We start from the raw sequence: 24342 nt of genomic DNA, 5'->3' as shown, positions 1-24342 counted from the left end.
TAAGGCGAGGTGGATATGTTTATCCTTGAAACGCTGAATTTCGTTGTTGATATTTTAAAAGTCCCTTCGGTGCTGGTCGGTTTAATTGCGCTTATTGGACTGGTTGCGCAGAAAAAAGCTTTTTCGGACGTCGTGAAGGGAACCATTAAAACCATTCTGGGCTTTATTGTGCTGGGCGGCGGTGCCACGGTACTGGTGGGGTCGTTAAATCCTTTGGGTGGCATGTTTGAGCACGCCTTTACGATTCAGGGCATTATTCCAAACAATGAAGCGATTGTGTCCATCGCGCTGGAAAAATACGGTGCAGCGACCGCGCTGATTATGGCCTTCGGCATGGTGGCGAATATTATCGTCGCGCGCTTTACCCGCCTGAAGTACATCTTCCTCACCGGGCACCACACGTTTTATATGGCGTGCATGATTGGCGTGATCCTGACGGTCGCGGGCTTTGAGGGCGTGGGGCTGGTCTTTACCGGCTCGCTGATCCTCGGCCTGATCATGGCCTTCTTCCCGGCAATTGCGCAGCGCTATATGAAGCGCATTACCGGCAACGATGAAATTGCCTTCGGCCACTTCGGCACGCTGGGCTACGTGCTCTCCGGCTGGATTGGCAGCAAGGTCGGCAAAGGCTCTCGCTCAACCGAAGAGATGAACCTGCCGAAAAACCTGAGCTTCCTGCGCGACAGCTCGATCTCCATCTCCCTGACCATGATGATTATCTACCTGATCATGGCGGTGAGCGCCGGGCGCGAGTACGTTGAAGCCACCTTCAGCGGCGGCCAGAACTACCTCGTCTACGCCATCATCATGGCGATCACCTTCGCGGCAGGCGTCTTCATCATCCTGCAGGGCGTGCGCCTGATTCTGGCAGAAATCGTTCCGGCCTTTACCGGATTCTCGGAAAAGCTGGTGCCCAATGCGCGTCCCGCGCTGGACTGCCCGGTGGTGTATCCGTATGCGCCGAACGCGGTGCTGATTGGCTTCCTGTTCAGCTTCCTCGGCGGAATTGTGGGGCTGTTCATCTGCGGTCAGTTTAGCTGGGTGCTGATCCTCCCGGGCGTGGTGCCGCACTTCTTCACCGGCGCAACGGCGGGCGTATTCGGTAACGCCACCGGCGGACGTCGCGGGGCCATGATTGGCGCCTTTGCTAACGGCCTGCTGATCACCTTCCTGCCCGTTCTGCTGCTGCCGGTGCTGGGCGCCATTGGCTTTGCCAACACCACCTTCTCGGACGCCGACTTCGGCGCGGTCGGGATTGTCCTTGGCAACCTGGCGCGCTTCCTGTCGCCGCTGGCCATCACCGGGCTGGTTGTGGCGTTGTTCGTGCTGCTGGTGGCGTACAACGTCTTCGCAAAAAACAAACCTGCTGGCGGTAACGCGCAGGAAAACACCGGAGCCAAATTATGAATGAGAAAGAGATAACCGAACTCGCGCGACAGATCCGCCTTGAGACGCTGAAATCGCTCACGCAGCTCGGCTTTGGCCACTACGGCGGCAGTATGTCGGTGGTTGAAACCCTGGCCGTGCTGTACGGCGCGGTGATGAAGATCGACCCGGCGGATCCGGACTGGCCGGAGCGAGACAACTTCGTCCTGTCGAAAGGCCATGCGGGCCCGGCACTGTACAGCACGCTGGCGATCAAGGGCTATTTCCCGGTGGAGGAGCTGAGCACCCTGAATCAGAACGGGACGCGTCTGCCGAGCCACCCGGACCGCCTGAAAACGCGCGGCGTGGATGCCACCACCGGTTCGCTGGGGCAGGGGATCTCCATTGCCGGCGGGATGGCGCTCTCGCACAGGCTGGCAGGAAGGCCGAATCGGGTATTTTGCATCGTCGGTGACGGCGAGCTGAACGAGGGGCAGTGCTGGGAGGCATTTCAGTTTATCGCCCACCATCGTCTGAACAACCTGACGGTGTTTGTGGACTGGAACAAACAGCAGCTCGACGGCGAGCTGGACGAGATCATCAGCGCGTTTGACCTGGAGGGGAAATTCCGCGCCTTTGGCTATGACGTCGCCACGGTGAAGGGGGATGACATCCCGACGCTGCTGGCGGTGACGTCCCGCGTGCCCGAAGCCGATGCGCGCCCGCTGGTGGTGATCCTCGACAGCATCAAAGGGCAGGGGGTGCCGTACCTGGAACAGCTCAGCAATTCGCACCACCTGCGGTTAACCCCGGAGAGCAAAGCGGCCCTCAACGAGACGATTCGCCAATTGGAGGCTTCACATGATTAAGGTTGCACCGGCAGGACAGAAAGACGCCGTTGAGATGCGTAAGGTGTACGCGGGCTTCGTGGCAAAACAGATTGAGGCCGGAAGCGAGATTATCGCCCTGGAAGCGGATCTGATGAGCTCGATGGCGATGGACGGCGTGGCGCGCGATTATCCGCAGCACGTGATCAACTGCGGCATTATGGAGGCCAACGTCATCGGCACCGCGGCGGGGCTGTCGCTGACCGGACGTAAGCCCTTTGTTCACACCTTCACCGCCTTTGCCAGCCGCCGCTGCTTCGACCAGCTGTTTATGTCCCTGGACTATCAGCGCAACAACGTGAAGGTGATCGCGTCGGATGCGGGCGTGACGGCCTGCCACAACGGCGGGACGCATATGTCGTTTGAGGATATGGGCATCGTGCGCGGCCTGGCGCACTCGGTAGTGCTGGAGGTTACCGACGCGGTAATGTTCGAAGACGTGCTGCGCCAGCTTATCGACCTCGAAGGTTTCTACTGGGTACGCACCATCCGTAAGCAGGCGCCGAGCGTGTATGCGCCAGGCTCCACCTTCACCATTGGTAAAGGCAACGTGCTGCGCGAAGGCTCCGATATTACCCTGATTGCCAACGGCATCATGGTGGCGGAAGCGCTGGAAGCGGCGCGACAGCTGGAGCAGGAGGGGGTCAGCGCGGCGGTCATCGACATGTTTACCCTCAAGCCCATCGACCGGATGCTGGTGAAAAACTACGCCGAGAAAACCGGGCGCATCGTGACCTGCGAAAACCACAGCATTCACAACGGGCTGGGATCGGCGGTGGCGGAAGTGCTGGTGGAAACCTGCCCGGTGCCGATGCGGCGGGTCGGGGTCAAGGAGCGTTACGGCCAGGTGGGAACGCAGGATTTTCTGCAGAAAGAGTATGGCCTGACGGCACATGACATTGTGTCGGCGGCGAGAGAGCTGCTGTAAATAAAAAAGGCGACCCTTTGTGGTCGCCTTTTTGTTGCCCGGTGGCGCTCACGCTTACCGGGCCTACGGTCCTGTAGGCCGGATAAGCGAAGCGCCATCCGGCAAGACCTTACAATTACTGCTGCTGCGAAGACTGGATCGCCGTCAGCGCGATGGTGTAGACGATATCGTCTACCAGTGCGCCACGAGACAGGTCGTTCACAGGTTTGCGCATGCCCTGCAGCATCGGCCCGATGGAGATCAGGTCGGCAGAACGCTGTACCGCTTTGTAGGTGGTGTTACCGGTGTTCAGATCCGGGAAGATGAACACGGTAGCGCGACCCGCAACCGGCGAGTTCGGCGCTTTGGATTTCGCAACGTCAGCCATAACCGCGGCGTCGTACTGCAGCGGGCCGTCGATCATCAGGTCAGGACGTTTTTCCTGCGCAATACGAGTCGCTTCACGCACTTTCTCTACGTCGCTACCTGCACCCGAGGTGCCGGTGGAGTAGGAGAGCATCGCAACGCGCGGCTCGATACCGAAAGCGGTGGCCGAGTCTGCGGACTGGATAGCGATTTCAGCCAGCTGTTCAGCGGTTGGATCCGGGTTGATCGCGCAGTCGCCGTAAACGTAAACCTGTTCAGGCAGCAGCATGAAGAACACGGATGAAACCAGAGAGCTGCCCGGTGCGGTTTTGATCAGCTGAAGCGGTGGACGAATGGTGTTTGCGGTGGTGTGAACCGCACCGGAAACCAGACCGTCAACTTCGTCCTGCTCGAGCATCAGCGTGCCGAGAACCACGTTGTCTTCCAACTGCTCGCGCGCAACGGCTTCGGTCATGCCTTTGCTCTTACGCAGCTCAACCAGACGGGCAACGTAGCTTTCGCGAACCACTTCAGGGTCAACGATTTCGATGCCCGCGCCCAGCTCCACGCCCTGAGACGCCGCCACGCGGTTGATCTCGTCCGGGTTACCCAGCAGTACGCAGGTCGCGATGCCGCGCTCTGCACAGATAGCGGCCGCTTTAACGGTACGCGGTTCGTCGCCTTCTGGCAGAACAACGCGTTTGCCCGCTTTACGCGCCAGCTCGGTCAGCTGGTAGCGGAAGGCTGGAGGCGACAGACGACGGCTACGCTCGGAGGTCGCGGTCAGGGATTCGATCCAGTCTGCGTTGATGTAGCCCGCAACGTATTCCTGAACTTTCTCGATACGCTCGTGGTCATCAACCGGCACTTCCAGGTTGAAGCTCTGCAGGCTCAGGGAGGTCTGCCAGGTGTTGGTGTTCACCATGAAGACCGGCAGGCCGGTGGCGAACGCGCGTTCGCACAGCTTGCTGACGCGTGGGTCCATCTCGTAGGCACCGGTCAGCAGAATCGCACCGATTTCCACGCCGTTCATCGCGGCCAGGCAGGCTGCAACCAGCACGTCTGGACGGTCTGCGGAGGTTACCAGCAGGGAACCTGCGCGGAAGTGTTCCAGCATGTGCGGAATGCTGCGCGCGCAGAAGGTCACGGACTTCACGCGGCGGGTGTTGATGTCGCCTTCGTTAACGATGGTCGCGTTCAGGTGACGCGCCATGTCGATGGCACGGGTGGCGATCAGATCGAAGCTCCATGGCACCGCGCCCAGAACCGGCAGCGGGCTGGATTCCTGCAGCTTAGCCGGGTCAACTTTGATCACTTTCGCTTTGGAAGAGTCGTCGAAGATCTCGGACAGGTCAGGACGAGTACGGCCCTGCTCATCCACCGGTGCGTTCAGCTTGTTCACGATCACGCCGGTGATGTTGGTATTTTTTGCGCCGCCGAAGCTGCTGCGCGTCAGTTCGATACGCTCGTTCAGCTGCTCTGGGGTATCAGTACCCTGAGACATCACGAACACGATCTCTGCGTTCAGGGTTTTCGCGATTTCAAAGTTCAGAGACTGGGCAAACTGGTGTTTGCGAGTCGGGACCAGACCTTCAACCAGCACCACTTCCGCGTCCTGCGCGTTAGCGTGGTAGTTGGCGATGATCTCTTCCATCAGCACGTCTTTCTGGTTGCTGGACAGCAGCGACTCAACGTGGCTCATCTTCAGCGGTTCAGCCGCTGGCAGATTGGAGTTCTTGCGAACGATGGTGGTGGTCTGGTCTGGCGCATCGCCACCGGCACGTGGCTGGGCGATTGGCTTAAAGACGCTCAGACGAACGCCTTTGCGTTCCATAGCACGGATAACGCCAAGGCTGACGCTGGTCAGGCCGACGCTGGTTCCGGTAGGGATCAGCATAATAGTACGGGACACGGTTTATCCTCTTTCGTTACCGCCCAAATGGGGCGGGTTACAAAACAGCACCGCCAGCATTGCTGGCGGTGTGGAATCAGGCAGTCAGGCGGTGCGCGTCTTGCGCAATGACCAGTTCTTCGTTAGTTGGAATAACGAGAGCAGGACGGGTGCCTTCTTTGTTGATGAAGCCAGACTTGCCGAAGCGGGCAGCCAGGTTACGCTCGTGATCAACCTCGAAGCCCAGAACGCCCAGTTTGCCCAGGGACAGTTCACGGACCATTGCCGCGTTCTCACCGATACCACCGGTGAAGATAACCGCGTCCAGGCGGCCTTCCATCAGCGCAGTGTAAGAGCCGATGTACTTCGCCAGACGGTGGCAGTAAACGTCCATTGCACGTTTCGCGTCAGCTTTCTCTGCGTAGTTGTCTTCAACGTAACGGCAGTCGCTGGTGACTTCGGTCAGACCCAGCAGGCCAGACTCTTTGGTCAGCATTTTGTTGATCTGGTCAACGCTCATGCCCAGGGTGTCGTGCAGATGGAAGATGATCGCCGGGTCGATGTCGCCGGAACGGGTACCCATCACCAGACCTTCCAGCGGGGTCAGACCCATAGAGGTATCAACACATTTACCGTTGCGGATAGCAGAAACGGAACCACCGTTGCCCAGGTGGCAGGTGATGATGTTCAGTTCTTCAACCGGCTTGTTCAGGACTTTTGCGGCTTCCTGCGTCACATAGAAGTGGCTGGTGCCGTGCGCGCCGTAACGACGTACGCCGTGTTCTTTGTACAGGCTGTATGGCAGGGCATAGAGGTAAGACTCTTCCGGCATGGTCTGATGGAACGCGGTGTCGAATACGGCCACGTTTTTGTCTTTCAGATTCGGGAAGGATTTCAGCGCTTCAGCGATACCGATCAGGTGCGCCGGGTTGTGCAGCGGTGCAAAAGAGGCGGAGTCTTTGATGCCCTGGATCACAGATTCGTCGATGACGACGGAGCTGGTGTATTTTTCGCCGCCGTGGACGATACGGTGACCAATCGCAGTCAGCTGAGCAGACAGTTCTGGTTTTTGTGCCAGAATAGTGTTAACGATAAAGTTCAGCGCTTCACTGTGAGCGGCGCCTGCACCTAAAGCCGCTTCTTGTTTGCTGCCGTCCATCTTCCACTTGATACGTGCTTCAGGCAGATGGAAACATTCGGCCAAACCAGAGAGGTATTCGTCACCGTTGAGCGCATCGATGATGGCGAATTTCAGTGAGGAGCTACCGCAGTTCAGAACCAGTACTAACTTACTCGACATGGAAGTACCTATTATTGATACGTGGCTAAAAAAACGTCAGTGAGTCTAACAGCGTAACGCAGGATGACTCAGACATTTATGATTAACATCATGCCAAACGAACATTGTGGCATGATGGAAGAAATAACTATGATTTTATGCCATTTTGCACAATTTTCAGCCAATGGCATAATGTGCAATAATTTGACGAGTTAATGTTTCTCGTCTATGGCCCTATCAGGCTGGCACAGGATACCTGATACGGGGTAGGGATGACAAAATATTTTGAACGTTGTCATAGCCTGTTGTGGTTTTGCACGAAAATTTTAATTTTTATATGTGAAGTTGAGGTACAGCCATGTCGACACCAGAGAACCCGTCCGTCAATTTCTTCAGTCTGTTTCGTCGGGGACAGCATTACGCAAAGACGTGGCCGATGGAAAAGCGCCTTGCGCCAATGTTCATTGAGAATCGCACGATTCGCGCCACGCGCTATGCGATTCGCTTTATGCCGCCCGTCGCTGTCTTTACCTTATGCTGGCAAATTGCGCTGGGTGGCCAGCTTGGCCCTGCGGTAGCGACGGCGCTCTTCGCGCTAAGCCTGCCGATGCAGGGCCTGTGGTGGCTAGGAAAACGCTCCGTCACGCCACTTCCCCCTTCTATTTTACACTGGTTTTATGAAGTGCGCGGAAAACTGGAGGAGGCCGGGCAGGCGCTGGCTCCGGTTGAAGGCAAGCCCGATTACCAGGCGCTGGCGGACACGCTGAAGCGTGCTTTTAAGCAACTGGATAAAACATTCCTCGATGACTTGTGATTGATCATCGAAACGACGACGAAAAGAGGGCACAGTAACAATCAGTTACCGTGTCTTTTTTTTAAGTGCAATGCGCTACAGGAGTCGAAAGATGGAAATGACCCATGCTCAACGTCTGATTTTGTCCAACCAGTACAAGATGATGACTATGCTTGATCCCGATAACGCTGCGCGCTACAGCCGCCTGCAGACCATCGTTGAACGCGGTTTTGGTTTGCAAATGCGCGAACTGGACCGCGAGTTTGGCGAGCTGAAAGAAGAAACCTGCCGCATCGTGATCGACATTATGGAGATGTACCACGCCCTGCACGTGTCCTGGACGAATCTCAAAGACCAGCAGTCCATCGACGAGCGCCGCGTGACCTTCTTAGGCTTTGATGCGGCAACGGAAGCGCGCTATCTGAGCTATGTTCGCTTTATGGTGAATACCGAAGGGCGCTATACCCATTTTGATGCGGGCACTCACGGCTTTAACGCGCAGACCCCAATGTGGGATAAATATCAGCGCATGCTGAGCGCGTGGCACGCCTGCCCGCGTCAGTACCATTTAAGCAGCAACGAAATTCAACAAATCATTAATGCCTGACGGAGGTGCGTGTGCAGTGTAGAGGTTTTCTGTTTGATCTGGACGGTACGCTGGTGGATTCGCTGCCGGTTGTGGAGCGCTCATGGTGCCATTGGGCTGACAGGCATGGCATCGACCATCAGGACGTGCTGAATTTCATCCATGGCAAACAGGCCATCACCTCATTGCGGCACTTCTTAGCGGGGCGTTCTGAGGAAGAGATTCAGGCGGAGTTCAGATACCTGGAGCAGATTGAAGCCACCGATACCGAAGGCATCACCGCGCTGCCCGGCGCACGCGAGCTGCTTGAGCACCTTAATGAAGCGCAGATCCCGTGGGCTATCGTCACCTCCGGCTCTGTTCCGGTTGCGCATGCCCGTCATAAGGCGGCCGGTTTACCGAAGCCTGAAGTGTTCATCACCGCAGAGCGCGTCAAGCGCGGCAAGCCAGAGCCGGATGCGTTTTTGCTCGGCGCTGAACTGCTGGGCCTCGCGCCCGCAGAGTGCGTGGTGGTGGAAGATGCGGCGGCAGGCGTACTGGCCGGGCTGAACGCCGGGAGTCACGTCATTGCTGTTAACGTTCCTGCCGGGTCTCCCCGGCTGAATGAGGCGGACTTTGTGCTGGATTCCCTGACGGCGCTGGCGGTGTCAAAAGCGCCGGACGGCGTGGTTACCGTCTCGCTAAAAATGTAATCCCATGATTTAGCCCCACATTGCTGGGGCTTTTTTATGGCAAAATTCCTCATCTTCCACTGACAAGGATAGGTTGTGAACGGTGAACTGATTTGGGTCCTGAGCCTGCTTTTAATCGCCATTATTCTCTTCGCCTCAGGCAAGGTACGCATGGACGCCGTCGCCTTGTTTGTGATCGTCGCGTTTGTGCTAAGCGGCACGCTGACGCTGCCGGAAGCCTTCTCCGGATTCAGCGACCCCAACGTGATCCTGATTGCCGCCCTGTTTATTATTGGCGACGGCCTGGTGCGCACCGGCGTGGCGACCATTATGGGGTCGTGGCTGGTGAAGGTGGCGGGCAGCAGCGAAACCAAAATGCTGATCTACCTGATGGTGACCGTCGCCGGGCTGGGCGCGTTTATGAGCTCCACGGGCGTGGTCGCCATCTTTATCCCTGTGGTGCTGAGCGTCTCCATGCGGATGCAGAGCTCGCCGTCACGCCTGATGATGCCCCTGAGCTTTGCCGGTTTGATCAGCGGCATGATGACGCTGGTGGCCACCCCGCCGAACCTGGTGGTGAACAGCGAGCTGCTCCGGGAAGGCTTTCAGGGCTTCAGCTTTTTCAGCGTCACTCCGCTGGGTCTGGTGATTCTGGTGCTGGGCGTGGTCTACATGCTGCTGACCCGTTTTGCCCTGAAAGGTGAAAAGCAGGATAAAAATAAAGAAGGGTGGAAACGACGCACCTTCCGCGATCTGATTAAAGAGTACCGACTTACCGGGCGAGCGCGCCGTCTGGCCATACGCCCCGGCTCGCCGATGGTGGGGCAGCGGCTCGATGACCTGAAGCTGCGCGAGCGCTATGGGGCGAACGTGATCGGCGTGGAGCGCTGGCGCCGTTTTCGCCGGGTGATCGTCAACGTCAACGGTGTATCGGAATTTCGGGCGCGTGACGTCCTGCTGATCGATATGTCCACCGCGGACGTGGATCTGCGCGAGTTCTGTAGCGAACAGCTGCTGGAGCCGATGGTGCTGCGCGGAGAGTATTTTTCCGACCAGGCGCTGGACGTGGGCATGGCCGAAGTGTCGCTGATCCCGGAGTCGGAACTGCTGGGTAAAACCGTGCGGGAGATGGGGTTCCGCACCCGCTACGGCCTGAACGTTGTGGGGCTGAAGCGCGACGGCGTGGCGATGGAAGGGGCCGTCGTGGATGAGCCGATCCTGTTAGGCGACATCTTCCTTGTGGTCGGTAACTGGAAGCTGATTAGCCAGCTCGGGCAAAAAGGGCGTGATTTTGTGGTGCTCAACATGCCGGTTGAGGAGAGCGATGCTTCCCCGGCGCACAGCCAGGCGCCGCATGCGATTTTTTGTCTGGTACTGATGGTCGCGCTGATGCTGACCGATGAAATTCCAAACCCCATAGCCGCCATTATTGCCTGTTTGCTGATGGGCAAATTCCGCTGCATTGACGCCGAAAGCGCCTATAAAGCCATTCACTGGCCGAGCATTATTCTCATTGTCGGGATGATGCCCTTCGCCCTGGCGCTGCAAAAAACCGGCGGGGTGGATCTGATCGTTAAAGGCTTAATGGACGTGGGCGGCGGTTATGGGCCATACATGATGCTGGTCTGCCTGTTTATCATGTGCGCCACCATCGGCCTGTTTATCTCCAACACCGCGACGGCGGTGCTGATGGCGCCGATTGCGCTGGCGATGGCGAAGTCAATGGGCGTATCGCCGTACCCGTTTGCGATGATGGTGGCCATGGCGGCATCCGCGGCATTTATGACGCCGGTTTCATCCCCGGTCAATACGCTGGTGCTGGGGCCGGGGAATTATAGGTTCAGCGATTTTGTGAAGATTGGCGTGCCGTTCACCATCCTGGTGATGGTGGTGTGCGTGGTATTCATACCGATCCTGTTCCCGTTTTAAGCGTGAGTGCAGAAACGTAGGCCGGGTAAGGCGAAGCCGCCACCCGGCGAAAAATTACAACGGCGAATCCTGACTGATCTCATCCAGCGATAAATGGAAGCTCGGTACAAACACCTGCATAAAGTAATCCATCTCTTCGCTGCGGCGGGATTCCAGCGTTTTTTCCAGACGCGTTTTCGCCAGTAAAAATTCGTTATTGCCCGCAGACAGCTCTTCCAGACACTTCAGATAGGCGCACAGCGCGTCGGCCTGTTTCACCAGCAACTTTTCCTCTTCCGTGTACTGATGCTCATTGATGAGCGGCTCGAAGATGTCGCGCAGCTCTTCGGGCACCATCTCAATCAGCTTCTGCTGGGCAATCTTCTCGATGGCCTTATATTCCTGCGCAATCTGCGAGTTGAAATATTTCACCGGTGTGGGCAGGTCGCCGGTCAGCACTTCTGACGCATCGTGATACATCGCCAGCAGGGCGATGCGCTCTGCATTGACCTGACCGTTGAATTTGCGGTTTTTAATCGCCGCAAGCGCGTGAGCGACCATCGCAACCTGCAGGCTGTGCTCTGACACGTTTTCCGTGCGCACGTTGCGCATCAGCGGCCAGCGGTTGATGAGCTTCAGGCGGGAGAGGTGGGCAAAGAAATGACTCTGACTCATAGGTTACCTTATGTCTTCACTGCGACAGGCGTTCATTGTGCGGGGAGGGAAGGGAAGATGCAAATTTGCGGATTATGTAGGCCGGGCAAGCGAAGCGCCACCCGGCAGAAAGGCAACGTTACTGATGGTATCCAGAGAGGAAGCGACCAAAGCGGCTGATGGCCATTTCGAGGTCATCTTCGCGCGGCAGCGTCACGATACGCACGTGATCCGGCCACGGCCAGTTAAACGCCGTCCCCTGAACCAGCAGCACTTTTTCCTGCAGCAGGAAATCAAGCACCATTTTCTGATCGTCATGGATATTGAAGCGCTTCGCGTCAATTTTCGGGAACATATAGAGCGCCCCATTCGGCTTCACGCAGGAGACGCCCGGGATATCGTTGATCAGCTCCCACGCGCGGTTACGCTGTTCATACAGGCGACCGCCGGGAACGATAAACTCGCTGATGCTCTGGTAGCCACCGAGCGCCGTCTGGATCGCGTGCTGCGCCGGAACGTTGGCGCATAAACGCATGGAGGCCAGCATCTCCAGCCCTTCAATATAGCCTTTGGCGTGCTTTTTCGGACCGTTTAACACCATCCAGCCCTGGCGGAAACCGGCCACGCGGTAGGTTTTAGACAGGCCGTTAAAGGTGACGGTCAGCAGATCCGGGGCCAGCGCGGCGATGGAGTGATGTTGCGCCGCGTCGTAGAGGATCTTGTCGTAAATTTCGTCAGCGAAGATGATCAGATTGTGCTGGCGGGCGATCTCAACGATCTCCATTAGCAGTTCTTTTGAGTACACCGCGCCCGTCGGGTTGTTTGGGTTAATGATCACGATGCCGCGGGTGCGGGGCGTGATTTTCGCGCGAATGTCATCGAGATCCGGGAACCAGTCAGAGGACTCATCGCACAGATAGTGCACGGCTTTACCACTGGAGAGTGATACCGCGGCCGTCCACAGCGGATAGTCCGGCGCGGGTACCAGCATTTCGTCCCCGCTGTTCAGCAGCGCCTGCATCGCCTGCACGATAAGCTCGGAGACGCCGTTGCCGATATAAATATCTTCCACGGTAACATCACGCATGCCGCGTGCCTGGTAGTGCTGCATGATGGCTTTACGCGCGGAGTAAAGTCCTTTTGAATCGCAATAGCCCTGTGCAGTAGGAAGGTTGCGGATCACATCAACCAGAATTTCATCCGGCGCTTCAAAACCAAATGGCGCAGGGTTACCAATGTTGAGTTTCAGAACCTTATTGCCTTCTTCTTCAAGACGTTTTGCCTCTTTCAGAACCGGGCCGCGGATGTCATAACAGACGTTATCTAGCTTGCTGGATTTTTCGATAGGGGACATGAACCTTTAACCTTTTCGCTATTATTGCCACTCCCTGCCGTGGAAGTCAGCACGGAATAATGTACTCCCCCCTCGCTTCGTTTTGAAGGGTATGCAGTAGAAGATTTTGTGTCAGCGGGGGAATGATGATTAATCTTTTTCGCTATGCGTGCGCTTTTTTACTGTCTTAAAGTTGTGCATAAAGCGCGAGGGTAGGTTAAATGTGCTGTTGTGTTGTAAAAAAGGTGTATATTGTGCTGGAAAAAATAGGGGGTATGCAGGACAACGGTGGCAATCACCCTGAGTGACATTTCGTTAAACCTGAATGCTCAATGCATGTTTTTGTAATAGCATGCTGTGGCTAAAAGTTAATCATGTGAAATTAATGTTAAGTGCCATTAATGAATGGTCTTAATCTAAATTAAATTTTATTTATTATTAACCCATAAAATGCAACTTTAGTTAATTTTAATAAAATTAGTTGAGAAGCTTAACATTCTTCTTTAATCCCCAATATTGCAATAAGACTTATAAATAAAGTGGATTTGGGTTAAGATGTCTTCCAGGAAAGCAGAGGGCAGAGGCACATTTTTTGTATATCTGGCACTGCTTTTCCGAATTAATTGATTGTTATTGTTGGAGTTATCTCTGGCTGGAATGTGTCGAACATCTCCTGCTACGTTGACAGCGCTGCGATAAAGATGGCAGAAAAGGTGTTACACCTTTAATGTAATTTACATAAACCTGCGAACATCTAAATATCCTGAACGTTTAAGAGAATAAAAATAACGTCATGAAACGTGCTTTCTGACTGTTGATATAAAGCAGCACAATAACTATCTGTCAGGCAGTCTGCCGGGCCGGGATGCGAGGGAAAATCTTCAGAGGGAATTGCTTAACGGTACACACACAGCTTCAACCCGGGCAGCTCCGCACGAGCAACCTGAAAGTGAATAGATATGATAAATGCAAATCGTCCGATAATGAATCTCGACCTCGATCTGCTGAGAACGTTTGTTGCGGTCGCCGATCTCAACACTTTTGCAGCAGCTGCTGCCGCCGTTTGCCGAACTCAGTCCGCCGTCAGCCAGCAAATGCAGAGGCTGGAGCAGCTGGTTGGTAAAGAGCTTTTTGCGCGTCATGGGCGTAATAAGCTCTTAACGGAACACGGTATTCAGCTTCTGGGTTATGCCAGGAAAATTCTTCGCTTTAATGATGAAGCATGTATGTCATTAATGTTTAGCAACCTTCAAGGGGTGCTAACGTTAGGCGCATCTGATGAGTCAGCGGATACAATATTGCCGTTTCTTCTCAATCGTATTAGTTCGGTTTATCCGAAGCTTGCGCTGGACGTTAGCGTAAAGCGTAATGCCTTTATGGTTGAGATGTTAAATGAGAACAAAGTCGATCTGGTGGTGACGACGCATCGTCCCGGGCAGTTTGATTGCCTGACGCTGCGTACATCGCCCACGCACTGGTATTGCGCAGCCGAATACGTGCTGCAAAAAGGGGAGCCGGTTCCGCTGGTCTTACTGGATGACCCAAGTCCGTTCCGCGATATGGTGCTCACGGCGCTAAATGAAGCCAACATTCCGTGGCGTCTGGCGTATGTGGCGTCCACGCTGCCGGCGGTTCGCGCCGCCGTGAAGGCCGGCCTGGGCGTAACGGCCCGTCCGGTAGAGATGATGAGCCCCGATCTGCGCGTTCTGGGGAAATCCGATGGCCTTCCTGCGCTGCCGGATACCGAGTATCTGCTTTGCCACAATTCGTCCAGTCATAACGAATTGGCCAAAGTGGTGTTCGAGGCGATGCAAAACTACCACAACCCGTGGCAGTTCGAGCAGGTTACCTCCGAAGGGGGCGATGATTCCCTGATCGTTGAGGGGGATTTTGAGTGATCGATAGCTCAAAATTCTGGTAACAAAATGTAAGTGTAAAAAAAAGCCACTCGTGTGATTTTCACATGCAGTGGCTTTTTTTTCGCAATAATACCCGTTTATGGCGCGTGGGTTTTCAGGCGACTTCCTATTTATCAATAAGATAAATGTGTTTGCTTAAAACTCGTCCGTTTTACGTTCTAACTTCATCCATATCCCCCTCATGTTAAAAAAACAGGAAATATGTTGCCGTTTTCCAGGCTGAATTAACAAAAGCGTGTCGCAGATCAAGAAAATACTCCTATTTGGGGGGAGGAATCGTTGGCAAATCCTGTCAAAATAGGAGGGTTATTTTTTTTACTTCCGAAACGGACACGATTCAACAACATACATTTGACGGAAAGTCATGTACCCACCAGGGTTAAAGGGCACCAAATGTTAATGAGAATCGCTCGATGTAATTTAATGTGAAGAAACCTTTGTTAAAGTTGACAATAGGTTATAGAAAGGAGTAAAAAACCCCATCATTTTGCTGTCTACGTCTCATTTCTGACAGTTAGTGTAAGGTTATTTGTTCCTCCCCATGAATCGATGTGATGCCCATCTGCCAGCAAGAGCAGTGTCGTCGGTATCACTTTTGATGAGTAAGCAATGAGTATGTCAACATCCACAGAAGTCATCGCTCATCACTGGGCATTCGCAATCTTTCTTATTGTAGCCATTGGCCTGTGCTGCCTGATGTTAGTCGGCGGCTGGTTCCTGGGCGGTCGCGCCCGTGCAAGGCACAAAAACACACCTTTCGAATCAGGTATTGATTCAGTAGGTACCGCTCGCTTACGCCTGTCTGCCAAGTTCTATCTGGTAGCCATGTTCTTCGTCATCTTTGACGTGGAAGCGCTTTACCTTTTCGCATGGTCAACGTCCATTCGCGAAAGTGGTTGGGTGGGCTTTGTCGAGGCCGCAATTTTCATTTTAGTGCTACTGGCCGGTCTGGTTTATCTGGTGCGTATTGGCGCGCTTGACTGGACGCCTGCGCGTTCACGTCGTGAACACATCAACCCGGAAAACAGTATCTCTAATCGTCAGCAGTAACAGCGAGGCAATAAGATGGATTATACGCTCACCCGCATAGATCCTAACGGTGAGAATGACCGTTACCCCCTGCAAAAACAGGAGATCGTAACCGACCCCCTGGAGCAAGAAGTCAATAAAAGCGTGTACATGGGCAAGCTCGAGCATGCCATGCACGATATGGTCAACTGGGGTCGTAAGAACTCTATCTGGCCGTACAACTTTGGCCTTTCTTGCTGCTACGTTGAAATGGTGACGTCATTCACTGCGGTGCATGACGTTGCGCGTTTTGGGGCCGAGGTACTGCGTGCTTCCCCGCGTCAGGCTGACCTGATGGTGGTAGCCGGTACCTGCTTTACCAAGATGGCGCCTGTTATTCAGCGTCTTTATGACCAGATGCTGGAGCCTAAATGGGTTATCTCCATGGGCGCATGTGCTAACTCTGGCGGTATGTACGACATCTATTCCGTCGTGCAGGGCGTAGATAAATTTATCCCAGTGGATGTGTACATCCCGGGTTGTCCGCCACGTCCGGAGGCCTACATGCAGGCGCTGATGCTGCTGCAGGAATCTATCGGTAAAGAACGTCGCCCACTGTCGTGGGTGGTTGGCGATCAGGGTGTGTATCGCGCGAACATGCAGTCTGAGCGCGAGCGTAAACGTGGTGAACGTATTGCCGTCACCAATCTGCGTACGCCTGACGAAATTTAATTTGCGCCTGTAGGCCTGGAGAACACCTTCGCATATCACTACTCAAATAGCGCGAAGCCAGGCTCAACAGTCACCACGGACCATTTGCAATGGTGAACAATATGACCGACTTAACCGCGCAAGAAGCCGCCTGGCAGACCCGGGATCATCTGGATGACCCAGTCATTGGCGAACTGCGCAACCGTTTTGGGCCGGATGCCTTTACCGTTCAGGCGACCCGCACCGGGGTACCCGTTGTTTGGGTGAAGCGTGAACAATTGCTGGAAGTTGTCGATTTCCTCAAGAAATTGCCAAAGCCGTACGTCATGCTGTTTGATTTACACGGCATGGATGAACGTCTGCGTACCCACCGCCAGGGTCTCCCTGCTGCGGATTTTTCCGTTTTCTACCACCTGATCTCAATAGACCGCAACACGGATATCATGCTCAAGGTGGCATTGTCTGAAAACGACATGCATCTGCCGACCATCACCAAACTTTTCCCGAACGCGAACTGGTACGAGCGTGAAACCTGGGAAATGTTCGGCATGACCTTCGACGGCCACCCGCACCTGACGCGCATCATGATGCCGCAGACCTGGACCGGCCACCCGCTGCGTAAAGACTATCCGGCACGTGCCACCGAATTCGATCCGTTTGAGCTGACTAAAGCCAAGCAGGATCTGGAGATGGAAGCGCTGACCTTCAAGCCGGAAGACTGGGGCATGAAGCGCGGTACTGAGAACGAGGACTTCATGTTCCTCAACCTCGGTCCAAACCACCCGTCTGCGCACGGTGCATTCCGTATTATTCTTCAGCTTGATGGCGAAGAGATTGTCGACTGCGTGCCGGACATCGGCTACCACCACCGTGGTGCTGAGAAGATGGGCGAGCGTCAGTCCTGGCACAGCTACATTCCGTATACCGACCGTATCGAGTATCTCGGCGGCTGCGTCAACGAGATGCCGTACGTGCTGGCCGTTGAGAAACTGGCGGGTATCGTTACGCCGGATCGCGTTAACGTGATTCGCGTTATGCTGTCCGAGCTGTTCCGTATTAACAGCCACCTGCTGTACATCTCCACGTTTATTCAGGACGTCGGCGCGATGACGCCGGTCTTCTTCGCCTTTACCGACCGTCAGAAAATCTACGATCTGGTGGAAGCGATTACCGGTTTCCGTATGCACCCGGCCTGGTTCCGTATCGGCGGTGTGGCACACGATCTGCCGCGCGGCTGGGATCGTCTGCTGCGTGAGTTCCTCGACTGGATGCCGAAACGTCTGGCCTCTTACGAGAAAGCCGCGCTGCGTAACACCATCCTGAAAGGCCGTTCCCAGGGCGTTGCTGCCTACGGCGCGAAAGAGGCGCTGGAGTGGGGCACGACAGGTGCAGGTCTGCGCGCAACCGGTATTGATTTCGACGTGCGTAAAGCCCGTCCTTACTCTGGCTACGAGAACTTCGACTTTGAAGTCCCGGTGGGCGGCGGCGTGTCCGACTGCTACACCCGCGTGATGCTGAAAGTGGAAGAGCTGCGCCAGAGTCTGCGCATCCTTGAGCAGTGCCTCAACAACATGCCGGAAGGCCCGTTCAAGGCGGATCACCCGCTGACGACGCCGCCGCCGAAAGAGCGCACGCTGCAACATATCGAAACCCTGATCACCCACTTCCTGCAGGTTTCCTGGGGTCCGGTCATGCCGGCGCAAGAATCCTTCCAGATGATTGAAGCGACCAAGGGTATTAACAGTTACTACCTGACCAGTGACGGTAGCACCATGAGCTACCGTACCCGCGTGCGTACGCCGAGCTTTGCGCACCTGCAGCAGATCCCGTCCGCCATCCGCGGCAGTCTGGTCTCTGACCTGATTGTGTATCTGGGTAGTATCGATTTTGTTATGTCAGATGTGGACCGCTAATTATGCACGAGAATCAACAACCACAAACCGAGGCTTTTGAGCTGAGTGAAGCAGAACGTGCCGCCATTGAGCACGAGATGCACCACTACGAAGACCCGCGTGCGGCGTCCATTGAAGCGCTGAAAATCGTACAGAAACAGCGTGGTTGGGTGCCGGATGGGGCGATTTATGCGATCGCGGAAGTGCTGGGTATTCCGGCAAGTGACGTAGAAGGCGTGGCCACGTTCTACAGCCAGATCTTCCGTCAGCCGGTAGGCCGCCATGTGATCCGCTACTGTGACAGCGTTGTCTGCCACATTACCGGCTATCAGGGCATTCAGGCTGCGATTGAGAAGAAGCTCAATATCAAGCCGGGCCAGACCACGTTCGATGGACGATTTACCCTGCTGCCAACCTGCTGCCTGGGTAACTGCGATAAGGGGCCGACCATGATGATTGATGAGGACACTCATAGCCATCTGACGCCGGAAGCAATTCCTGACCTGCTGGAGCAGTACAAATGAAAACTGTAATTCGTACTGCTGAGACGCATCCGCTGACCTGGCGTCTGCGCGATGACAAACAGCCGGTATGGCTCGACGAATACCAGAGCAAAAACGGCTATGCCGGCGCGCGTAAAGCCCTTGGCGGCATGGCGCCGGACGACATCGTTAACGCTGTCAAAGAATCCGGCCTGAAAGGGCGCGGCGGTGCGGGCTTCTCCACCGGTCTGAAGTGGAGCCTGATGCCGAAAGACGAATCCATGAACATCCGTTACCTGCTGTGTAACGCCGATGAAATGGAGCCGGGCACCTATAAAGACCGCCTGCTGATGGAACAGCTGCCGCACCTGCTGGTGGAAGGCATGCTGATCTCCGCGTTTGCGCTGAAAGCGTACCGCGGCTACATCTTCCTGCGCGGCGAGTACATCGAAGCGGCAGAAAACCTGCGTCGCGCGATTGCCGAAGCCACCGAAGCGGGTCTGCTTGGCAAAAACATCCTGGGCACCGGCTTTGACTTCGAGCTGTTCGTGCATACCGGTGCCGGGCGTTATATCTGCGGTGAAGAAACCGCGCTGATTAACTCCCTGGAAGGCCGCCGCGCGAACCCGCGTTCTAAGCCACCGTTCCCGGCAAGCTCCGGCGTATGGGGTAAACCGACCTGCGTCAACAACGTTGAAACCCTGTGTAACGTTCCGGCTATCCTCGCCAACGGCGTGGAGTGGTATCAGGGCATCTCTTCAAGCAAAGATGCCGGTACCAAGCTGATGGGCTTCTCCGGTCGCGTGAAAAACCCTGGCGTCTGGGAACTGCCGTTCGGTACTACCGCACGCGAAATTCTTGAAGACTACGCGGGCGGCATGCGCGATGGCCTGAAATTCAAAGCCTGGCAGCCGGGTGGGGCAGGGACAGACTTCCTGACCGAAGCCCACCTTGACCTGCCGATGGAATTCGAAAGCATTGGTAAAGCAGGCAGCCGTCTGGGTACGGCGCTGGCGATGGCCGTCGACCACGAGATCGGCATGGTTTCGCTGGTGCGTAACCTGGAAGAGTTCTTCGCCCGTGAGTCCTGCGGCTGGTGTACACCGTGCCGTGATGGTCTGCCGTGGAGCGTGAAGATCCTGCGCGCGATCGAACGTGGCGAAGGCCAGCCTGGGGATATCGAGACGCTTGAGCAACTGTGTCGATTCTTAGGCCCGGGTAAAACCTTCTGTGCCCACGCACCGGGTGCCGTCGAACCGCTGCAGAGCGCGATTAAATATTTCCGCGACGAATTCGAAGCAGGCATCAAGCAGCCGTTCAGCAATACCCATTCAATCAATGGGATTCAGCCGAACCTGCTGAAAGCACGCTGGTAAAGACAGAATTTTGATTAACGCTCGAAGCAATTCGAGCCAACTGGAAGCATGCTAATGGCTACGATTCATGTAGACGGCAAAGAATACGAAGTCAACGGGGCGGACAACCTGCTAGAAGCTTGTCTGTCTCTGGGCCTCGATATTCCGTACTTTTGCTGGCATCCGGCGCTGGGCAGCGTCGGTGCTTGCCGCCAGTGTGCGGTGAAGCAATATCAAAACGCGGAAGACACGCGTGGTCGCCTGGTGATGTCCTGTATGACGCCAGCCACCGAAGGCACCTTTATTTCGATTGATGACGAAGAAGCCAAACAGTTCCGCGAAAGCGTGGTGGAGTGGTTGATGACCAACCACCCGCACGACTGTCCGGTTTGTGAAGAGGGCGGTAACTGCCACCTTCAGGATATGACCGTAATGACCGGTCACAGCTTCCGTCGCTATCGCTTTACCAAGCGTACCCACCGTAACCAGGACCTGGGGCCGTTCATCTCTCACGAAATGAACCGCTGCATCGCCTGCTACCGCTGCGTGCGTTACTACAAAGACTACGCGGACGGTCAGGATCTGGGCGTGTACGGCGCGCATGACAACGTCTACTTCGGTCGTCCGGAAGACGGTACGCTTGAGAGCGAATTCTCCGGTAACCTGGTAGAAATCTGCCCGACCGGCGTCTTCACGGATAAAACCCACTCCGAGCGTTACAACCGTAAATGGGACATGCAGTTTGCGCCAAGCATCTGCCAGCAGTGTTCCCTCGGCTGTAACACCAGTCCGGGTGAGCGTTACGGCGAACTGCGTCGTATCGAAAACCGTTACAACGGTACCGTTAACCACTACTTCCTCTGCGACCGCGGTCGTTTCGGCTATGGCTATGTGAACCTGAAAGACCGTCCGCGTCAGCCGGTTCAGCGCCGTGGCGACGACTTCATCACCCTGAACGCCGAACAGGCAATGCAGGGCGCGGCAGATATTCTGCGCCAGTCGAAGAAAGTTATCGGTATCGGCTCCCCGCGTGCCAGCGTTGAAAGCAACTTTGCGCTGCGCGAGCTGGTTGGGGCTGAAAACTTCTACACCGGTATCGCCCAGGGCGAGCAGGAACGTCTGCAGCTGGTGCTGAAAGTGCTGCGTGAAGGCGGTATTCATACCCCTGCGCTGCGCGAAATTGAATCCTACGATGCGGTCCTGGTGCTGGGTGAAGACCTCACCCAGACCGGCGCACGCGCGGCTCTGGCGGTTCGTCAGGCGGTGAAGGGTAAAGCACGTGAAATGGCAGCGGCGCAGAAAGTGGCTGACTGGCAAATTGCGGCGATCCTCAACATCGGCCAGCGCGCGAAGCATCCTCTGTTTGTGACCAACGTCGACAACACCCGTCTGGACGATATCGCGGCGTGGACCTACTGCGCGCCGGTTGAAGATCAGGCTCGTCTTGGCTTTGCCATTGCCCACGCGCTGGACAACAACTCCCCGGCTGTAGAACTGGATCGCGACCTGCAGAACAAGGTTGACGTGATTGTTCAGGCGCTGGCGGGGGCGAAGAAGCCGCTGATCATTTCCGGTACCAACGCCGGCAGCGCGGAGATCGTTCAGGCCGCTGCAAACGTTGCTAAAGCCCTCAAAGGCCGCGGCGCGGACGTGGGGATCACCATGATTGCCCGTGCGGTGAACAGCATTGGCCTGGGGATGATTGGCGGCGGCTCGCTGGAAGAAGCGTTAAGCGAACTGGAGTCCGGTGCCGCTGACGCCGTCGTGGTGCTGGAAAACGACCTGCATCGCCACGCCTCAGCCGCGCGCGTTGACGCCGCGCTCTCGAAAGCGCCGCTGGTGATGGTCATCGACCATCAGCGCACCGCGATCATGGACAAAGCGCACCTGGTGCTCTCTGCGGCAAGCTTCGCAGAAAGCGACGGTACGGTTATTAACAACGAAGGCCGCGCGCAGCGTTTCTTCCAGGTTTATGACCCGGCGTACTACGACAGCAACACCGTGATGCTGGAAAGCTGGCGCTGGCTGCACTCCCTGCACAGCACCGTGCAGAGCCGTGAAGTGGACTGGACGCAGCTTGACCACGTTATCGACGCGGTGGTGGAAAAACTGCCTCAGCTGGCAGGCATTAAAGATGCCGCACCTGAAGCAAGCTTCCGCATTCGCGGCCAGAAGCTGGCGCGTGAACCGCACCGCTACAGCGGCCGCACCGCCATGCGCGCCAACATCAGCGTACACGAACCGCGCCAGCCGCAGGATAAAGACACCATGTTCGCCTTCTCCATGGAAGGGAACAACCAGCCGTCTGCGCCGCGTTCGCAAATTCCGTTCGCATGGGCACCGGGCTGGAACTCCCCGCAGGCATGGAACAAGTTCCAGGCTGAAGTGGGTGGCTCCCTGCGCCACGGCGATCCGGGCGTGCGTCTGATTGAACCCTCTGAAACCGGTCTGGACTTCTTCACCACCGTACCGGCGAGCTTCCAGGCGCAGGACGGTAGCTGGCGCATCGCGCCGTACTACCATCTGTTCGGTAGCGACGAGCTGTCCCAGCGTTCACCGGTCTTCCAGACCCGTATGCCGCAGCCTTACATCAAGCTCAACCCGGCGGATGCCGCGAAGCTTGGCGTTAACGCGGGCGCGAACGTTGCCTTTAGCTATGACGGCCAGACCATCAGCCTGCCGCTGATTATTTCTGAAAGTCTGACAGCAGGGCAGGTCGGTCTGCCGATGGGTATGCCTGGCATCGCGCCGGTTCTGGCGGGTGCGCGTCTTGATAATCTGCAGGAGGCAAAAGCATGAGTTGGTTAACGCCGGATCTTATCGACATCCTGCTGAGCATTCTGAAAGCGATTGTTATTCTGCTGGTGGTGGTCACCTGCGGCGCGTTCATGAGCTTTGGTGAACGTCGTCTGCTCGGCCTGTTCCAGAACCGTTACGGACCGAACCGCGTGGGCTGGGGTGGTTCACTCCAGCTGGTTGCGGACATGATCAAGATGTTCTTTAAAGAGGACTGGATCCCGCGCTTCTCTGACCGCGTGATCTTTACTCTGGCACCGATGATCGCCTTCACCTCGCTGCTGCTGGCGTTTGCTATCGTGCCGGTCAGCCCGACCTGGGTGGTCGCTGACCTGAACATCGGCATTCTGTTCTTCCTGATGATGGCAGGCCTCGCGGTGTACGCGGTCCTGTTCGCAGGCTGGTCCAGTAACAACAAATACTCGCTGCTGGGTGCGATGCGTGCTTCCGCGCAGACCCTGAGCTACGAGGTGTTCCTGGGGCTCTCCCTGATGGGCGTGGTGGCGCAGGCCGGTTCATTCAACATGACCGACATCGTCAACAACCAGGCCGACATCTGGAACGTGATTCCGCAGTTCTTTGGGTTTATTACCTTTGCCATCGCGGGCGTGGCGGTGTGCCACCGTCATCCGTTTGACCAGCCAGAAGCCGAACAGGAACTGGCCGACGGTTACCACATTGAATATTCCGGTATGAAGTTCGGTCTGTTCTTCGTGGGCGAGTACATCGGTATCGTCACCATTTCCGCGTTGATGGTAACGCTGTTCTTCGGTGGCTGGCATGGCCCGTTCTTACCGCCGTTCATCTGGTTCGCGCTGAAAACCGCGTTCTTCATGATGATGTTCATTTTGATTCGCGCAGCGTTACCGCGTCCACGTTATGACCAGGTAATGTCCTTCGGCTGGAAAGTGTGCCTGCCGCTGACGCTCGTCAACTTGTTGGTAACGGCAGCTGTCATTCTCTGGCAGCAGCCATAAGGGGCTATAGACCATGACCTTAAAAGAATTACTGGTAGGCTTCGGTACCCAGGTACGCAGTATCTGGATGATCGGCCTGCACGCGTTTGCCAAACGCGAAACCCGGATGTACCCGGAAGAGCCGGTATATCTGCCGCCGCGCTACCGTGGCCGTATCGTGCTGACGCGCGACCCGGACGGTTCCGAGCGCTGCGTTGCCTGTAACCTGTGTGCGGTAGCGTGTCCGGTAGGCTGTATCTCTCTGCAGAAAGCTGAGACGGTAGACGGCCGCTGGTACCCTGAGTTCTTCCGCATCAACTTCTCACGCTGCATCTTCTGCGGTCTGTGTGAAGAAGCGTGCCCAACCACGGCGATTCAGCTGACTCCAGACTTCGAGCTGGGTGAGTACAAGCGTCAGGACCTGGTGTACGAGAAAGAGGATCTGCTGATTTCCGGTCCGGGCAAATACCCGGAATATAACTTCTACCGGATGGCGGGTATGGCAATCGACGGCAAAGATAAGGGCGAAGCAGAGAACGAAGCTAAGCCTATCGACGTCAAGAGCCTGTTACCGTAAGGAGAG

20 protein-coding genes are annotated in these 24342 nt (G+C 55.9%); 16 read left to right on the top strand and 4 right to left on the bottom strand.

The features are described 5' to 3' along the window. Window positions 1-15: 15 nt before the first annotated feature. The 3 genes from ACJBF3_RS01485 to ACJBF3_RS01475 are packed head-to-tail and all read left to right on the top strand — an operon-like array spanning window position 16 to window position 3180. Complete coding sequence (locus tag ACJBF3_RS01485; RefSeq protein WP_045327911.1) at window positions 16-1407, top strand: PTS ascorbate transporter subunit IIC; 1392 nt, start codon at window positions 16-18, stop codon at window positions 1405-1407. Beyond that, window positions 1404-2234: a transketolase gene (locus ACJBF3_RS01480; protein WP_045327912.1), complete on the top strand. Its 831-nt coding sequence runs from the start codon at window positions 1404-1406 to the stop codon at window positions 2232-2234. The genes ACJBF3_RS01485 and ACJBF3_RS01480 overlap by 4 nt, the downstream gene beginning before the upstream one ends. Next, window positions 2227-3180, top strand: coding sequence for a transketolase family protein (locus ACJBF3_RS01475; RefSeq protein WP_045259691.1), 954 nt, complete (start codon window positions 2227-2229; stop codon window positions 3178-3180). Before ACJBF3_RS01480 ends, ACJBF3_RS01475 begins: the two co-directional genes overlap by 8 nt. 115 nt (window positions 3181-3295) lie before the next feature. Here the strand turns inward: ACJBF3_RS01475 and pta are convergent, their stop codons facing one another. Next, entirely contained in the window at window positions 3296-5437 is a 2142-nt protein-coding gene (gene pta, locus ACJBF3_RS01470) for a phosphate acetyltransferase (protein WP_045327913.1), read from the bottom strand. A gap of 76 nt (window positions 5438-5513) precedes the next feature. Continuing rightward, on the bottom strand, window positions 5514-6716 hold the full coding sequence (gene ackA / locus ACJBF3_RS01465) for an acetate kinase (RefSeq protein ID WP_045327914.1): 1203 nt from the start codon (window positions 6714-6716) through the stop codon (window positions 5514-5516). Between the two features lie 337 nt (window positions 6717-7053). On the opposite strand from ackA, the gene yfbV reads away from it, so the two are divergent. The 4 genes from yfbV (at window position 7054) to ACJBF3_RS01445 (ending at window position 10674) form a co-directional block, all read left to right on the top strand. After that, entirely contained in the window at window positions 7054-7509 is a 456-nt protein-coding gene (yfbV, locus tag ACJBF3_RS01460; RefSeq protein WP_032641969.1) for a terminus macrodomain insulation protein YfbV, read from the top strand. 91 nt (window positions 7510-7600) lie between these two features. After that, on the top strand, window positions 7601-8095 hold the full coding sequence (locus ACJBF3_RS01455) for a YfbU family protein (protein ID WP_008502874.1): 495 nt from the start codon (window positions 7601-7603) through the stop codon (window positions 8093-8095). 11 nt (window positions 8096-8106) lie between these two features. Then, window positions 8107-8766, top strand: a complete 660-nt coding sequence (locus ACJBF3_RS01450; protein WP_045327916.1) for a sugar phosphatase — start codon at window positions 8107-8109, stop codon at window positions 8764-8766. A gap of 75 nt (window positions 8767-8841) precedes the next feature. Continuing rightward, entirely contained in the window at window positions 8842-10674 is a 1833-nt protein-coding gene (locus tag ACJBF3_RS01445) for an SLC13 family permease (protein WP_045327918.1), read from the top strand. Window positions 10675-10728: 54 nt separating this feature from the next. Here the strand turns inward: ACJBF3_RS01445 and yfbR are convergent, their stop codons facing one another. Further along, the gene (gene yfbR / locus ACJBF3_RS01440) at window positions 10729-11328 is read right to left on the bottom strand and encodes a 5'-deoxynucleotidase (protein WP_045327921.1); all 600 of its coding nucleotides are present in this window, start codon (window positions 11326-11328) and stop codon (window positions 10729-10731) included. Between the two features lie 118 nt (window positions 11329-11446). Further along, complete coding sequence (alaA, locus tag ACJBF3_RS01435) at window positions 11447-12661, bottom strand: alanine transaminase AlaA (protein WP_003861471.1); 1215 nt, start codon at window positions 12659-12661, stop codon at window positions 11447-11449. A 938-nt stretch (window positions 12662-13599) separates the two neighbouring features. Between alaA and lrhA the strand changes: the two genes are divergently transcribed. The 9 genes from lrhA (at window position 13600) to nuoI (ending at window position 24336) form a co-directional block, all read left to right on the top strand. Further along, complete coding sequence (gene lrhA / locus ACJBF3_RS01430; RefSeq protein ID WP_032641961.1) at window positions 13600-14538, top strand: transcriptional regulator LrhA; 939 nt, start codon at window positions 13600-13602, stop codon at window positions 14536-14538. A gap of 630 nt (window positions 14539-15168) precedes the next feature. Then, window positions 15169-15609, top strand: coding sequence for an NADH-quinone oxidoreductase subunit NuoA (nuoA, locus tag ACJBF3_RS01425; RefSeq protein ID WP_006176516.1), 441 nt, complete (start codon window positions 15169-15171; stop codon window positions 15607-15609). Between the two features lie 15 nt (window positions 15610-15624). Continuing rightward, window positions 15625-16299, top strand: coding sequence for an NADH-quinone oxidoreductase subunit NuoB (nuoB, locus tag ACJBF3_RS01420; protein ID WP_003861482.1), 675 nt, complete (start codon window positions 15625-15627; stop codon window positions 16297-16299). 89 nt (window positions 16300-16388) lie between these two features. Further along, entirely contained in the window at window positions 16389-18191 is a 1803-nt protein-coding gene (nuoC, locus tag ACJBF3_RS01415) for an NADH-quinone oxidoreductase subunit C/D (protein WP_014884637.1), read from the top strand. A 2-nt stretch (window positions 18192-18193) separates the two neighbouring features. Continuing rightward, on the top strand, window positions 18194-18694 hold the full coding sequence (gene nuoE, locus ACJBF3_RS01410; RefSeq protein ID WP_003861486.1) for an NADH-quinone oxidoreductase subunit NuoE: 501 nt from the start codon (window positions 18194-18196) through the stop codon (window positions 18692-18694). Beyond that, complete coding sequence (gene nuoF / locus ACJBF3_RS01405; RefSeq protein ID WP_003861487.1) at window positions 18691-20028, top strand: NADH-quinone oxidoreductase subunit NuoF; 1338 nt, start codon at window positions 18691-18693, stop codon at window positions 20026-20028. The genes nuoE and nuoF overlap by 4 nt, the downstream gene beginning before the upstream one ends. 54 nt (window positions 20029-20082) lie before the next feature. Beyond that, entirely contained in the window at window positions 20083-22806 is a 2724-nt protein-coding gene (nuoG, locus tag ACJBF3_RS01400; RefSeq protein ID WP_045327925.1) for an NADH-quinone oxidoreductase subunit NuoG, read from the top strand. Then, window positions 22803-23780 (top strand): NADH-quinone oxidoreductase subunit NuoH, encoded by a 978-nt coding sequence (nuoH, locus tag ACJBF3_RS01395; RefSeq protein ID WP_008500211.1) that lies wholly within the window; start codon window positions 22803-22805, stop codon window positions 23778-23780. Before nuoG ends, nuoH begins: the two co-directional genes overlap by 4 nt. Window positions 23781-23793: 13 nt before the next feature. Further along, complete coding sequence (nuoI, locus tag ACJBF3_RS01390) at window positions 23794-24336, top strand: NADH-quinone oxidoreductase subunit NuoI (RefSeq protein WP_003861491.1); 543 nt, start codon at window positions 23794-23796, stop codon at window positions 24334-24336. Window positions 24337-24342: the final 6 nt, after the last annotated feature.

Origin of the sequence: Enterobacter sp. PP-008-ECC_S150, from assembly GCF_045257065.1 — a bacterium.
Classification (GTDB): Bacteria; Pseudomonadota; Gammaproteobacteria; order Enterobacterales; family Enterobacteriaceae; genus Enterobacter; species Enterobacter chengduensis.
Note: the sequence above shows the minus strand (reverse complement) of the source record. Positions and strands in the feature narration are given on the sequence as shown.

Excerpts from the sequence above, each read along its gene's own strand:
- ACJBF3_RS01485 (WP_045327911.1), top strand. The coding sequence starts at position 16 with ATGTTTATCCTTGAAACGCTGAATTTCGTTGTTGATATTTTAAAAGTC.
- ACJBF3_RS01480 (WP_045327912.1), top strand. The coding sequence starts at position 1,404 with ATGAATGAGAAAGAGATAACCGAACTCGCGCGACAGATCCGCCTTGAG.
- ACJBF3_RS01475 (WP_045259691.1), top strand. The coding sequence starts at position 2,227 with ATGATTAAGGTTGCACCGGCAGGACAGAAAGACGCCGTTGAGATGCGT.
- ackA (WP_045327914.1), bottom strand. The coding sequence starts at position 6,716 with ATGTCGAGTAAGTTAGTACTGGTTCTGAACTGCGGTAGCTCCTCACTG.
- yfbV (WP_032641969.1), top strand. The coding sequence starts at position 7,054 with ATGTCGACACCAGAGAACCCGTCCGTCAATTTCTTCAGTCTGTTTCGT.
- ACJBF3_RS01455 (WP_008502874.1), top strand. The coding sequence starts at position 7,601 with ATGGAAATGACCCATGCTCAACGTCTGATTTTGTCCAACCAGTACAAG.
- yfbR (WP_045327921.1), bottom strand. The coding sequence starts at position 11,328 with ATGAGTCAGAGTCATTTCTTTGCCCACCTCTCCCGCCTGAAGCTCATC.
- alaA (WP_003861471.1), bottom strand. The coding sequence starts at position 12,661 with ATGTCCCCTATCGAAAAATCCAGCAAGCTAGATAACGTCTGTTATGAC.
- lrhA (WP_032641961.1), top strand. The coding sequence starts at position 13,600 with ATGATAAATGCAAATCGTCCGATAATGAATCTCGACCTCGATCTGCTG.
- nuoA (WP_006176516.1), top strand. The coding sequence starts at position 15,169 with ATGAGTATGTCAACATCCACAGAAGTCATCGCTCATCACTGGGCATTC.
- nuoB (WP_003861482.1), top strand. The coding sequence starts at position 15,625 with ATGGATTATACGCTCACCCGCATAGATCCTAACGGTGAGAATGACCGT.
- nuoC (WP_014884637.1), top strand. The coding sequence starts at position 16,389 with ATGGTGAACAATATGACCGACTTAACCGCGCAAGAAGCCGCCTGGCAG.
- nuoE (WP_003861486.1), top strand. The coding sequence starts at position 18,194 with ATGCACGAGAATCAACAACCACAAACCGAGGCTTTTGAGCTGAGTGAA.
- nuoF (WP_003861487.1), top strand. The coding sequence starts at position 18,691 with ATGAAAACTGTAATTCGTACTGCTGAGACGCATCCGCTGACCTGGCGT.
- nuoG (WP_045327925.1), top strand. The coding sequence starts at position 20,083 with ATGGCTACGATTCATGTAGACGGCAAAGAATACGAAGTCAACGGGGCG.
- nuoH (WP_008500211.1), top strand. The coding sequence starts at position 22,803 with ATGAGTTGGTTAACGCCGGATCTTATCGACATCCTGCTGAGCATTCTG.
- nuoI (WP_003861491.1), top strand. The coding sequence starts at position 23,794 with ATGACCTTAAAAGAATTACTGGTAGGCTTCGGTACCCAGGTACGCAGT.